Annotated in this window: 11 protein-coding genes and 1 pseudogene; 4 read left to right on the plus strand and 8 right to left on the minus strand. The window is 73.4% G+C overall.

Going from position 1 to position 12,932, the window contains the following annotated elements; all coding sequences use genetic code 11:
* The first annotated feature begins 68 nt into the window (after nucleotides 1-68).
* Nucleotides 69-1,376, plus strand: coding sequence for an isoprenylcysteine carboxylmethyltransferase family protein (locus ABZ822_RS09525; RefSeq protein WP_360849508.1), 1,308 nt, complete (start codon nucleotides 69-71; stop codon nucleotides 1,374-1,376).
* Nucleotides 1,377-1,443: 67 nt separating this feature from the next.
* Here ABZ822_RS09525 and ABZ822_RS09530 read toward each other — a convergent pair whose 3' ends face one another.
* The 6 genes from ABZ822_RS09530 to ABZ822_RS09555 form a co-directional block, all read right to left on the minus strand.
* Nucleotides 1,444-1,917 (minus strand): hypothetical protein, encoded by a 474-nt coding sequence (locus ABZ822_RS09530; RefSeq protein ID WP_360849511.1) that lies wholly within the window; start codon nucleotides 1,915-1,917, stop codon nucleotides 1,444-1,446.
* 143 nt (nucleotides 1,918-2,060) lie between these two features.
* Nucleotides 2,061-3,032, minus strand: a complete 972-nt coding sequence (locus tag ABZ822_RS09535; protein ID WP_360849514.1) for a phosphatidylinositol-specific phospholipase C — start codon at nucleotides 3,030-3,032, stop codon at nucleotides 2,061-2,063.
* Nucleotides 3,033-3,415: 383 nt separating this feature from the next.
* The gene (locus ABZ822_RS09540) at nucleotides 3,416-4,213 is read right to left on the minus strand and encodes a sugar phosphate isomerase/epimerase family protein (RefSeq protein ID WP_360849517.1); all 798 of its coding nucleotides are present in this window, start codon (nucleotides 4,211-4,213) and stop codon (nucleotides 3,416-3,418) included.
* A gap of 200 nt (nucleotides 4,214-4,413) precedes the next feature.
* Nucleotides 4,414-5,382, minus strand: coding sequence for a helix-turn-helix domain-containing GNAT family N-acetyltransferase (locus ABZ822_RS09545; protein WP_360849519.1), 969 nt, complete (start codon nucleotides 5,380-5,382; stop codon nucleotides 4,414-4,416).
* 284 nt (nucleotides 5,383-5,666) lie between these two features.
* Nucleotides 5,667-5,804: a ribosomal protein L7/L12 gene (locus ABZ822_RS09550; protein ID WP_360849521.1), complete on the minus strand. Its 138-nt coding sequence runs from the start codon at nucleotides 5,802-5,804 to the stop codon at nucleotides 5,667-5,669.
* A 248-nt stretch (nucleotides 5,805-6,052) separates the two neighbouring features.
* A complete protein-coding gene (locus ABZ822_RS09555; protein ID WP_360849523.1) occupies nucleotides 6,053-7,138 on the minus strand; it encodes a LacI family DNA-binding transcriptional regulator in 1,086 nt (361 codons plus the stop codon).
* Between the two features lie 667 nt (nucleotides 7,139-7,805).
* On the opposite strand from ABZ822_RS09555, the pseudogene ABZ822_RS09560 reads away from it, so the two are divergent.
* From ABZ822_RS09560 to ABZ822_RS09570, 3 genes and pseudogenes are all read left to right on the plus strand, one after another.
* Nucleotides 7,806-8,948, plus strand: a pseudogene (locus ABZ822_RS09560) (Gfo/Idh/MocA family oxidoreductase); the annotation flags it as partial.
* A 161-nt stretch (nucleotides 8,949-9,109) separates the two neighbouring features.
* Entirely contained in the window at nucleotides 9,110-10,318 is a 1,209-nt protein-coding gene (locus ABZ822_RS09565; RefSeq protein ID WP_360849526.1) for a dihydrodipicolinate synthase family protein, read from the plus strand.
* Entirely contained in the window at nucleotides 10,315-11,178 is an 864-nt protein-coding gene (locus ABZ822_RS09570) for a sugar phosphate isomerase/epimerase family protein (protein WP_360849529.1), read from the plus strand. Before ABZ822_RS09565 ends, ABZ822_RS09570 begins: the two co-directional genes overlap by 4 nt.
* A gap of 55 nt (nucleotides 11,179-11,233) precedes the next feature.
* On the opposite strand, the gene ABZ822_RS09575 is transcribed toward ABZ822_RS09570, so the two are convergent.
* Entirely contained in the window at nucleotides 11,234-11,542 is a 309-nt protein-coding gene (locus ABZ822_RS09575) for a hypothetical protein (RefSeq protein WP_360849532.1), read from the minus strand.
* Between the two features lie 362 nt (nucleotides 11,543-11,904).
* Nucleotides 11,905-12,828: a ribokinase gene (rbsK, locus tag ABZ822_RS09580; RefSeq protein WP_360849535.1), complete on the minus strand. Its 924-nt coding sequence runs from the start codon at nucleotides 12,826-12,828 to the stop codon at nucleotides 11,905-11,907.
* Nucleotides 12,829-12,932: the final 104 nt, after the last annotated feature.

Genomic DNA, 12,932 nt, shown 5'->3' on the forward strand with positions numbered 1-12,932 from the left:
CAGACGGCGTGGGCGGCGTCGGAGCCGTGGGCGACGGCGTCGGAGGCGGGGGCGGGGGTGACGGAACCATGAGCGGAACCGGAGCCGCGCTCGTCCGCGCCGCCTGCCTCTTCCTGCCCCTGACCGGGACCGTCGTGGCCGCCGCGACCCGGCCGCCCGCCCGCCGGGCCGTCGGCGCCGCGATCCTGGCCACCGCCTGGAACGCCGTCTGGCTGCCCGCCGTCAACCTCCTCGCCGTCCACCGGGGTTGGTGGTCCTTCCACGCCGACGGCGGCACCGCGGCCGGACTGCCGGTCGACCTGCTGCTGGGCTGGGCGCTCCTGTGGGGCGCGCTGCCCGTGCTCGCCGGATCCGACCGGCTTCCGCTCCCGCTCGTGGTGGCCGGGCTCGCCTGGTTCGACCTGGCCGCCATGCCCTTCGCCGCGCCGGTGGTACGGCTGGGCGGCGCCTGGCTCCTGGGCGAGGCCCTGGCGGTCGCGGTCGCGCTGGTGCCGGGTCTGCTCCTCGCCCGCTGGACCCTGCGACGGCGGCGCCTTGCGGTACGGGCCGGTATGCAAGTGCTGCTCAGCGGCGCCCTGATGTACGCCCTGCCCGTGGTGGTACTGCGCCCCGGAGTGCCGGGCGGAACGGTCGGTGCGGCCCTCACCGCCCAGGTCCTCGCCGTACCGGTGCTCCTCGGCCTCGTCGCGGTACGGGAGTTCGTGCAGCGCGGCGGCGGCACACCCGTCCCGTACGATCCGCCGCTCCGGCTGGTGACCAGCGGCCCGTACGCGTATGTGCGCAACCCCATGCAGCTCTCGATCGCGCTCGGCCACGGCCTCCTCGCCCTGATCGCCCTCGACTGGCGGATGGCCGCCGCCGCGGCCGTCTCGTTCGCCTACGGCGCCGGGCTCGCCGACTGGCACGAGAGCGCGGGGCTCCGGGCCGTCCACGGGGAGCAGTGGACGGCCTACCGCGCCGGGGTCCGCGCCTGGCTGCCCCGGCTGCGTCCCTGGCCGGGTACCGCGACCGCCCGCCTCTCAGTCGCCGAAACCTGCGGTCCCTGCAGCCGGTTCGGCCGCTGGGTCGCGGGGCGACGCCCCGTCGGGCTCGACCTGGTCGCCGCCGAGGACCACCCGCGCCGGCTGCGGCGGATGACGTACGAGACCGACGACGGCACGGTACGGGCGGACGGCGTCGCGGCGTTCGCCCGGATGCTCGGCCATCTGCACCTGGGCTGGGCCCTGTTGGGCTGGGTGCTGGCGATTCCGGGACTGCGCCGGTTCGCCCAGCTCTGCGCCGACGCGCTGGGTGCCGGACCGCGGGACATTCCGCACCGGGGGTCCGGCGGACCGTACGGGGTGGCGGCGCAGTGCCGCCTGGAGCCGCGCGGGTGAGCGGTGCCGCGGTGAGTCGCCGTGCGGAGACGACGACGGCGCCCCCGCGCGGCCCTCGCCGTCCCCGTCAGCTGTCCTCCACCTCGACGGCGACGAGCAGCGTCCCCACGGTGAACATCGTGACCTGCTGGAGGGTGACCGTCCTGCCGTCCCTGGTCACGGTGAAGGTGTCCTTCACGGGCTCACCGTCCTGTTCGGCCTGGTTCGCCTCGTATCCCGCGGTGTTGAGGTCGTCGGCGTACGCGTCGACGGACTTGTCCGTGGAGTACACCGCGGTGGGCGTGGAGTCGGCGGAGGTGCCGATCAGCGTCGTCGACTCGCCCTGCAGCAGTTCGGCCGCCAGCCCCTTCGCGGGCGCCGGAGCGGGGACGGGGAGGGAGGGGGCCGGGCCCGAGGAGATCACGGTCACCTCGCCCAGGGCGAAGCCGGCGCGGGTCTCCGCGGTGAGGGTGAGCTTCCCCTTGGTCAGGGTGTGGGCGCCCTTGATCCTCTCGCCGTCCTGGGTGGCCGGCTCCCTGGAGAGCGGGTGCCGAAAGTTCACGAGCGTTCACTACTCAGTTCTCCGGCACGTACCGCAGGGCTCCGTCGCACCCGGAAATCCGGGCGTACGGGTCCCGGCCGCGGTGACACGCCACGGCCGGTGGAGGCGGGAGGCCGTCTCCACCGGCCGGCGGCGGTGCGCGCTCAGCGCAACGTGTCGTTGTACTGCAGGATCCGGTTGACCAGATCGGGGCCGGGGAAGTCCATCATGACCGTGCCGGTCTTCTTCAGGCAGCGCTGGGGCGCGCAGGGGGCGTTGACGCTCTGCAGATACGCGTGGCCGCGGGAGTTCACGCCCTCGATGCCGAGGACCCCGCCCGCCACGGCGTCGGGGAACGCGCCGAGGCTCGCGCCGCTGAAGTGCGTGACGTACATCTTCCCCGCCGCCGGATTCTTCAGCTTCTCCAGCTGGGTCCTCGCGTTGTCCCAGCGCCGGGAGATGTGGAAGACGGTGGGCACCTCGTAGTGGTCCTCGATGTCCATGTCGGAACGCGACCAGCGCAGACCGAACGGCTCCGAGCTGTCGAAGTTCTGCAGAAAGACGATCTTGCCGCGGGTCTCGCCGAGGCTCGGGAACGGATCGTTCACGGACTTCGGCCGCCACAAGTACTGACGCATCAGCCCCGCGGTCTCCGGGTTGCTCTCCACGTACCACTTGAGGGTCTGCTCGAAGGTACGGGTGACGTTCTCCTCGGTGTGCTCCTTCTGGAGGCGCATGAGGACGGTCTCCCGCGGGTGTTCCTTGAGGAAGTCCGTGGTCTCCCGCATCACATCGGTGAAGTTCTTGTTCAGGTAGACGACGCCGTGGTGGATGGTGAAGACGTCCCCGATGTGCCGCAGCCGGATGTCCAGCGCGCGGATGCCGGAGCGGAGTTGCTGCGGCAGGTCACTCTCCTGGGTCTCGGCGATCGGGGTGACGGCGCGGGCCATGGTGTCGTGGGTACCGGGGATCGACAGGTCCGTCAGGGCGGTCGAATCGGGGAGCCGGCCCATCCAGTCGGGGTTCGACGCCCGCTCCAGGCCGTAGGTGTCCACTCCGTCGGTGGCGGCGGCGGGCGGCGCGGTGAGGCCGACCGTCGCCCAGGCGAGGGCGAGCGCGGCAAGCCCGAGGGCCATCCGGCTGCGGGGACGCCGCCCGACCTCGCTCGGCGGAACGGCGGCCGGGGCCGGGACTTCCTTCGGTGGCAGGGCAGTCGGGCAGGGCGTGGGTGGGGGTGACGCTGCAGGGGACATCCTCAGCCTCTCCTTGACTTCGTGGCTTGGGGGCGCGCACGGAGCCTCGGTCGCTGCGGAAGCGGAGCGACCGAGCTTCGGGTTACTTTTGCGTAACCCGAAGCAGGAGGGAATGCCTCGTACCTGTTCCGTCGTAGGGAATTCCTCGGTCTTCGCGGGCTCTTGGGGCCCGCGGTCCCTCCCGTGCCCTGGGGCCCGGGGAGTTGGCGCGGAGCCGTACGGGACTCGCGCGGGTCCTTTGCCGGTACTCCTGACCGGTGCCCGCGTCAGGCCGACTGCGCCAGCAGCCACGACAGATGGTCGCGGCCCGGCTCCAGCAGACCCGGAAGGTCCTGGGCCTCGGGGTACCAGCGCTTCTCGTACTCCCAGCACAGCCAGCCGTCCCACCCGGCACGGCTGAGCAGTTCGACCGACTCGGCGAGCGGCAGGACCCCCGCCCCGAGCGGCAGCGGCGTGGTGTCGTCGGCGGTGGCGATGTCCTTCACCTGGACGTAGCCGAGATGCGGGGCGAGTACCGCATGGGTGGCCGCCGGGTCCTCGCCGCCGAGCCACGGGTGCATCAGGTCCCAGACCGCGCCGACGCTGCGGTGGCCCACGAGACCGAGAACGCGCGCCGCGTCCACGCCGCGCCGGTGCGAGTCGTGCGTCTCCAGGAGAAGGCGGACGCCGAGGTCGGCGGCGTGCGGGGCGGCCGCGGCGAGACGGCGGGCGGCGATCACGTCCGCCTCGTCGGCGGGCTGGTCGCCGCCGCCGGGGAAGACGCGGACGTACGAGGCACCCAGGTCGCGGGCGAGGGTGAGCAGGGAGCCCAACTCGTCGATCACGGGCTCGTCGTCCCCGGGCGCGGCGACGCGCGTGTATCCGGCGACGGTGATGATCTCCACCCCCGCGGCCTTGAACTCCTCGGCGACGTCGACCCGTTCGGAGATCCCGAGCCCGGTGTGCACAGGCTCCTCGGGATGCGCCCGCAGCTCCACGCCGTGGTAGCCGCTGGCCGAGGCCAGCCGCACCACGTCCGCGACGGGCATACCGGGCACTCCGAGGGTCGAGAAGGCGAGTTTCACGGCTGCTCCAGACAGACGGGACGGGCGGGCGGCTGCTCGGGGCGGGCGCGGGCCTTCACCGCCGTACGGTGAACCGGCAGGGCGCCGCCGTCCCGTGCATCCGCGTGACGTGCACCAGGCACAGTGCCAGAAACCGGGCGTCCCCGGCTACGATCACGCGCCGCGCCGCCGGGGCTCACCGCCGTCGCACCGGGGCCCGGTCAGGCGGGTCGGGCGGGGTGGTCCGCCGGTGCGGTCAGGTCCAGCCGCCAGTCCTGTCCCATCAGGTCGGCGCCGTAGCTGTGGTGCCGCTCCTCGGCGACGAGCGTGAAACCGGCCCGCGTGTAGAGCTTCCTGGCGGAGGTGAGCACGTCGTTGGTCCACAGCACCAGCGCGCGGTACCCGGCCTCCCGCGCGAACCCCACGCACGTCCGGACGAGCAGATCGCCGATCCCGTGACCGCGCGCGGCCGGTTCGACCAGGAGCAGCCGAAGGCGGGCGGTGTCCGGCGCCTCGTCCCGTACGCACATCACCGAACCGACCGGCCTGCCGTCGAGTTCGGCGATCCACACCCGCTCCCGCGCCGGGTCGTGGCCCTCGGCGTAGTCGGCGACGATGCGGGCGATCAGCGCCTCGAAACCGGCGTTCCAGCCGTACTCGGCGGCGTAGAGCGCGCCGTGCGCCGAGACGATCCATCCGAGGTCGCCGGGGCCTGGCTCCCGCAGCCGGATCTGCGGGTACGCGGGAGGCTCGGCGAGGGTGGAGCGGACGGTGCGCAGCGCGTGGGTCAACTCCCGGATCTGGGTGCCGTTGCACTGTTGCAGCAGTTCGGTGGTGGCCTGCCGCGACCGGGCGTCCAGGTCGGCGGCCGCGGCCCGTCCGGCTTCGGTGAGCCTGATCTGCTGGTGGCGACCGTCGTAGGTGTTGCGCTCGCGCGTGATCAGCCCCTGCTGTTCGAAACGGGCCAGCATCCGGCTCAGGTGGGAGGCCGCGAGCCCCAGGTCCTCGCGCAGACTCTGCACATGGGTGAGATCGCGGCGGGTCAGCTCGTAAAGGACACGCGCCTGGCCGAGCGTGTACGGGGTGTGCAGCTTCTCCGGATAGTCGAGGACGCCGATGAGCCGGGTGTAGACGCGGTTGAACGCGCGGACCTCCGCCACCGCCGTGTCGAGAGCGTCGGACGTGGCCATGCCGGGTCCTCCCTCCGGTACGGCTGCCGAGTCGTCGGGCAGCCGTGCGGGAATTGCTTGACTCAATAGTTGCTCTCGGTCAAGCATTTGTGAAGAGGGCCGGATGCCGCAGTGACGCGGTGCGGTGTGACGGTGGGTGGCGGAAGCCGACGGTCGGTGCGGACGGCGGGTCCGGCCGAAGTGCCGGCGGGCGGACTGGGCGGGCGGCTGTTCGGGCGGCCGTTCGGGCGGACCGGGCGGGCGGCTGTTCGGGCGGCCGTTCGGGCGGACCGGGCCGACCGGGTTCAGCCGCGGCGCTCCCAGCGTTCGACCGCTTCCTCGGCCTCCCGCAGCCCGACGCCGGTGCTCTCGCGGAACGCCTTGATCGCGTCGATCTTCCTCTCCTGCCGCAGGAAGCCCTCGGCCTTCTCCGCCCCCGGCATGGGCTCGCGGATGCCCAGGGGGTCGAGGATCCGGCCGATGTCGCGTTCCGTCCGGGCGGCGCGGCGGTCGAGCCGGTCGAGCCTCTGTCCCAGAGCCCAGCAGGCCGATCAGGGGGATGAGGAGGTACACCGCCATGTCCATGATCTGCAGAGTTCAGCGATCGCCGAACCGCCGCCTCGGCAGGGCAAATTCGCTGTGCCTGCGAGCATGCCCGCGACCGCTCGGTGTGCGGGACCGCCCGTGGACGCTACGCCCCGGCGGGCGGCGGAGCCGTCGACGCCCGCGCCATCAGATCCGCGCGGATCGTCGCCACGCCTCCCGGCGGTGGGGTCTCGCGGCCCATCGCGAGCCGGCCCGCGCGGGCCCCCGCGTCGTGCAGCGGCAGACGAACGGTCGTGAGCGCGGGCACGGTGTCCACGCTGAACGGCAGGTCGTCGAAGCCCGCGACCGAGATGTCCTCAGGAATGCGCAGACCGCTGTCGCGCACCGCCGCGCAGACGCCCAGCGCGATCGAGTCGTTGGCGGCGGCGATCGCGGTCAGATCCGGGCGGCGGCGCAGGAGTTCGAGCGCGGCGTCGTAGCCGGACTCGCGGTCGTACGAGCCGTGGACGGTCAGCCGCGCCTGATCCTCCTCGATCCCGGCGGCGGCGAGCGCGGCGAGGTGCCCCTCCAGGCGATGCCGCGTGGTGGAGCGTCCGACCGGGCCCGCCACGTAGCCGATCCGGCGGTGGCCCAGGGCCAGCAGGTGCGCCGTCAGCCGCTGGGCCCCGCCGCGGTTGTCGAAGGCGAGGGTCACGGCCGTGGCGGGACCGACGCCCTCCACGCCGGGAAGGGCCGTGAGCGGCGGCCGCCCGCACAGGACGATCCGGGTCCCCGCGGAGGAGAGGCGGCTGAGCTTCGTGGCGACGGCCGCGCTGTGCTCGGGGTCCTCCGCGGCGCCGCCGGTGAGGACGACCGCGGCGGCGCGCTGCCGCTGGAGCAGCGTGAGATAGGTGAGTTCACGCTCAGGGGACCCGCCGGTGTTGCACACCACGGCCAGCTTCTCGCCGCCCCGCCCGCTCGTCCGCGTGCCGCCGATCTCGGTCTGGGCGGCGCCGGCGATGATGCCGAAGAAGGGGTCGGCTATGTCGTTGACGAGGATGCCGACGAGGTCGGAGGTGGAGGCGGCGAGCGAACTGGCAGGACCGTTCAGCACGTAGTCCAGTTCGTCGACGGCCCGCAGGACCCGCGCCCTGGTCGACTCCGAGACGGGGTAGTTGCCGCTGAGGACGCGGGAGACCGTGGCCGACGAGACCTGGGCGCGGGCCGCCACATCCGCCAGGGTCACTGCCATCGCTGCCTCCGCGTGCCTGAGAACCGTGGATGGTACGGAACGGAGAGCGCGGGGTCCCCTGTTCGACCGTCCGACACATGCTCTCACTTCGCGAGACGCCCTGTGGAGGAGTTGACCTTCCTTCCCGGTGCCACAAGGGGGGAAGCGCTTTCGGCCGCAGCGCGGATCCACGCGCCCAGGGTCCCGTACGGCGTGTGCGGCGGCAGTCGTGGGACGTCGCCCGGCACCCGCCGCGGAGTCGGGCCCCCGCACCTCGCCTTGCAGGCGAAATGCGGTGACTTCGGTGTGCAGGGCGGGAACGGGAGTGGCGAGCGGAGTCCGTTTCCCGTACGGCGCGGGGCGTGATCGCGGTGCGCGCGGGTGTCGGTGAGCGGTTGCGCTACGGGCGCGTAGTTACGGATCCGTTGACCGGCGACATTCGGTCAACGGCGTGGCGCGCAGGCGGTGTTCGGTGCCTCGGGCACCCATCGGGCCGCATCGGCGAACCTCTCGGGCGAGATGAGGCCCTCTTGATGGGCGAGGCCGTCCGCGACTAGCGTTGACCGATTAGAAAGCGCTTGCTGCGTTGTTTCCGCCCTGCTTTCCGCCCCGTTTCCGCCGGGCCGGCTCGGTCCATGAGCGCGCCCCCGGCGAAGGGTGACCCGGAGACCGGAAGAGAGGAACCCGCGTGACGCGTAGGACGGTTCGGATCGCCATGAACGGCGTGACCGGTCGCATGGGGCACCGCCAGCATCTGGTCGGGTCGGTTCTCGCCCTCCGGGAGCAGGGCGGCCTGGATCTCGGCGACGGCACGGTGCTGTGGCCCGAGCCCGTCCTCGTCGGCCGCCGTGCCCACGCCCTGAAGGACCTCGCCGACCGCCACGGGCTGGAGCACTGGACCACCGACCTCGGCGCCGTCCTCGACGACCCCGCCACCGACATCTACTTCGACGCGCAGATCACCACGGGCCGCGAGCGTGCCGTGCGTGCGGCGATCGCCGCCGGCAAGCACGTCTACTGCGAGAAGCCCACGGCCACCGGGCTCGACGGAGCCCTGGAGCTGGTCCGGCTCGCGGACGCCGCGGGCGTCCGGCACGGCGTCGTCCAGGACAAGCTCTTCCTGCCGGGACTGCTCAAGCTGAAGCGCCTGATCGACGGCGGCTTCTTCGGCCGGATCCTGTCCGTGCGCGGTGAGTTCGGCTACTGGGTCTTCGAGGGCGACTGGCAGCCGGCCCAACGGCCTTCCTGGAACTACCGGTCGGAGGACGGCGGCGGGATCGTCGCGGACATGTTCCCGCACTGGGAGTACGTCCTGCGCGGGCTGTTCGGAGCCGTACGCACCGTGCAGGCCCACGTCACCACCCACATCCCGGCCCGCCGGGACGAGCGGGGCCGCCCCTACGACGCGACGGCAGACGATGCCGCCTACGCCGTCTTCGAGATCGACGGCGGCGTGGTCGCACAGATCAACTCCTCCTGGGCGGTACGGGTCCACCGCGACGAACTGGTGGAGTTCCAGGTGGACGGGACGGAGGGGTCGGCGGTCGCCGGACTCCGCAACTGCCGCGTCCAGCACCGCTCGACCACCCCCAAGCCCGTCTGGAACCCCGACGTCCCCGTGACCGGGAGCTTCCGCGACCAGTGGCAGGAGGTCCCCGACAACGCCTCCTTCGGGGGCGGGTTCAAGGCACAGTGGGAGCTGTTCCTGCGGCATGTGGCGCTCGGCGAGCCCTGGACCCACGACCTCCTCGCGGGCGCGCGGGGGGTGCAGCTCGCCGAACTCGGCCTGCGGTCGGCCGCGGAGGGGCGCCGTCTCGACGTACCGGAGCTGACGCGTCCGGAGCCCGGCACCGGCACTGTTACCGGTAACGGCACCGGCACTGGTGCCGGGAACGGAGCAGGCGAGGGTGCCGGGAAAGGAGCAGGCGAGGGTGCCGCCGGGGCGCGCCCGGCCACCACTCGATCCCCTCTCGGTGCCGCGAGGACCCTCCGGTGATCCGGCTCCCCGGCCCCCGGGGCGGCTTGCGCGTGTACGAGCCGCGGCCCGACCCCGCCCCCTGCGTCACCGCACCCGCCCCGACCCCGTCCCTCCACGGTCAGGAGGCCCGAACGGCCGCCGCCCCGGCGCCTTTTCGCACCCGTACCGTCTACGCCGCCGCGCACGTCGTCGCCGATCCGTGTGCCGACACCACCCCCGACGGCCCGGCGGCGCTCGACTGGGACGCCACGCTCGCCTTCCGCCACCACCTGTGGTCCCACGGCCTGGGCGTCGCCGAGGCCATGGACACCGCGCAGCGCGGCATGGGCCTGGACTGGCCGGCCGCGGCCGAACTGATCCGCCGCTCGGCGGCCGAGGCCCGCGCGGTGGGCGGCCGGATCGCCTGCGGCGCGGGCACCGACCAGCTCACGGGACCGGCCGCCGGCCTCGGGCGGGTGCGCGCCGCCTACGAGGAGCAACTCGCGTTCGTCGAGAGCACCGGAGCCCAAGCCGTCCTCATGGCCTCCCGCGCCTTGGCCGCCGCGGCCCGCGGGCCCGACGACTACCTCGCGGTCTACGGCGATCTGCTGCGCCAGTCCGCGCGCCCCGTCGTCCTCCACTGGCTGGGCCCGATGTTCGACCCGGCGCTCACCGGCTACTGGGGCAGCGACGACCTCGACGCGGCGACCCGCACGTTCACGGAACTCGTCGCCGCCCACCCCGGCACGGTCGACGCCGTCAAGGTGTCGCTGCTGGACGCCGGCCGCGAAGTCGCCCTGCGCCGCCTGCTCCCGCCCGGTGTGCGTGTCCTCACCGGCGACGACTTCCACTACCCCGAGCTGATCGAGGGCGACGCAGACGGATTCAGCCATGCCCTGCTCGGCGTCTTCGACCCGCTGGCGCCGCTCGCCGCCGAGGCCGTACGCGTCCTGGACAGCGGGGACACCCAGGGCTTCCGGGCCCTGCTGGACCCCACCGTCGAGTTGTCCCGGCACCTGTTCTCGCCTCCGACCCGCTTCTACAAGACGGGGGTGGTGCTGCTGGCCTGGCTGGCGGGACACCAGGCGCACTTCACCCTGGTGGGCGGCTTGCAGTCGGCCCGCTCCCTGCCCCACCTGGCGCGGGCCTACGAACTGGCCGACAGGCTCGGCCTGTTCCCCGACCCGGCGCTGGCCGAGGCCCGGATGCGGTCCCTGCTCGCGCTGTACGGGGTCGACGGATGACCGCCGCCCACCGCCCCGAATTGGCGCGGCTGAGCCTCAACCAGGAGACCCTCCGCCAGTTCTCCCTCCCCGAACTCGTCGACGGCTGCGCGCGGGGCGGCGTCCCCGGAGTCGGCCTGTGGCGCGCGCCGGTAGGGGAGTACGGGGCGGATCGCGCGGCACGGCTCGTACGGGACGCGGGCCTGACCGTGACGAGCCTGTGCCGCGGGGGGTTCTTCACCGCGGCCGAACCGGCCGCACGGGCGGCCGCCCTGGACGACAACCGCGCGGCCGTCGACGAGGCCGCGACCCTCGGCACGGACACCCTGGTCCTGGTGTCGGGCGGACTGCCCGCGGGGAGCAGGGACCTGGCGGGCGCCCGCGAGCAGGTCGCCGACGCCCTGCGCGAGTTGGCGCCGTACGCGGCCGGGCGCGGGGTGCGGCTTGCGATCGAGCCGCTGCACCCGATGTACGCGGCCGACCGCTGCGTCGTCTCGACGCTGGCCCAGGCGCTGGATCTCGCCGAGCGGTTCCCGCCGGAACAGGTCGGTGTGGTCGTGGACACGTACCACCTGTGGTGGGACGACACCGTGGACGGGCAGATCGAACGCGCCGGGCGCGGCGGACGGATCGCCTCCCTCCAGCTCGCGGACTGGGTGACGCCGCTGCCCGAGGGCGTGCTGCTCGGGCGCGGCCAACTGGGGGACGGCTGCGTGGATCTGCGCCGGTTCCGGGCGCGGACGGACGCGGCGGGGTACGACGGCCCGATCGAGGTCGAGATCTTCAACCCGGGGCTGTGGGCACGTGACGGGACCGAGGTCCTCGCCGAGGTCGCGGAGCGCTACGTACGGCACGTCCTGCGGGTGTCCGGGGAGGAGTGAGGACCTGCCGGTGCGTGAGCTCCTGGGGGCACGACCAGGGGTGATGCCCCGGCCGTCACTTCCGCGCTCTGCGGTGGTCCGCGATCACCGACAGGACCACGGGGAGCAGGAGTTCGAGGGCGCGGGAGACGGAGTCGGGCGGAAAGCCGGTCCGCTCCGCCACGGTGGCGGTGGTGGAGGCGGAGATCCTGCTGATGACTCCGGCGAGCGTGCCTTCCCCGGTCGAGTCGGGCAGGGCCGAGACGGTGGCCTCGACGACCCTCTGTGCCCCGCGGGCGTCGGTGCCGAGCTCCCCGGCGAGTTCCCGGAGGCGGTCGTCGCCCAGCTCGGCCAGAACATCTCTCAGCAGAGATTCGTCCCTCATGGGTCAAACGCTACGGTGCGCGCCTGCTGTCGGCACGTCGGGTGACAAAACAGTAACTGCCGGAAACCGTGCAACCCTTCCTGCCCCTCGTGGGTCGTACTCCGCGTCAGGCCTCTTCTGGAGGGCCCGAGGGGGGAGATTCCGGGAGGCCTGAGGGGTGGGAAACGACGAGGGGCCCGGCTGACGAGCCGGGCCCCTCGATGTATGCGCAGGGGCGCGGGTCATGAGGACTCGCGCGTCATGAGGACCGGCGGTGCCCCGCTCAGCGGTTCCTGTTCGCGGCGCCCTGGTGTTCATGACGTCCTCGTGTTCGCGGCGTCCTCGTGTTCGCGGCGCGGATCGCGTTCACGGCGGCCCGGTGTTCACCGGGCGGGCGGTGCCGGGATCTCGTCCACCGCGGGGAACGACTCCTGCGCGCCTGCCCGCGTCACCGCCGCCGCACCGACCCGTACGGCGAACCGCACGGCGGTCTCCAGGTCCTCGCCCGACGCGAGCCGCCAGGCGAGCGCGCCGGTGAAGGCGTCGCCCGCGCCCGTGGTGTCCACGGCCTGCACCGGCGGGCTCGGTACCCGTACGGACGCCCCGTCCCCATGGGCCAGCGCGCCCTCCGCGCCCAGGGTGACGACGACGGAGCGGGGGCCGAGGGCGGTGAGGGCGGACGCCCACGCCTCCGGCTCGTCCGCGTCCTCCTCGGGCCGCTCGCCGAGCAGGACGCGTGCTTCGTGCTCGTTGACGACGAGGGGATCGCAGGCGGCCAGGACGTCGGCCGGCAGGGGCGCGGGCGGCGAGGCGTTGAGCACCACGCGGGTGCCCGCCGCTGCGGCCGCACGCACGGTCGCGGCGACCGTCTCCGGCGGGATCTCGAGCTGCAGCGAGACGACGGCGGCGCCGGCCGCGGGCCGGGCGGTGCCGGTCACGTCGGCCGGTGCGAGGCGCGCGTTCGCACCGGGGGAGACGACGATGCTGTTGTCGCCCGCCGGGTCCACCGTGATGAGCGCGACGCCCGTGGGTGCTCCGCCGACCAGGACCGCGGAGGTGTCCACACCCGCGGCGCGCAGCGACTCCAGCAGCAGCCGCCCGTGCCCGTCCTCGCCCACGCGCGCGAGCAGGGCCGTACGGGCCCCGAGACGCGCGGCGGCGACCGCCTGGTTGGCGCCCTTGCCTCCGGGGTGGACGGCGAGGTCCGATCCGAGGACGGTCTCGCCGGCGGCGGGACGGCGGTCGACACGGACCACCAGGTCGGCGTTGGCCGAGCCGACCACCAGCAGGTCGTAGGGGTGCGTCACGGTGCCTTCTCTCCTGTCGTGTCGGTGGCCGGGCCGGTGCCCGGTCCTCTCGTCGGCGACGTGTGCCTGCGGCCGTTGTCCACAGGGCTGACGGGTTGTCGGTG

Origin of the sequence: Streptomyces sp. NPDC047108 (assembly GCF_040643575.1) — a bacterium.
Taxonomy (GTDB): Bacteria; Actinomycetota; Actinomycetes; order Streptomycetales; family Streptomycetaceae; genus Streptomyces.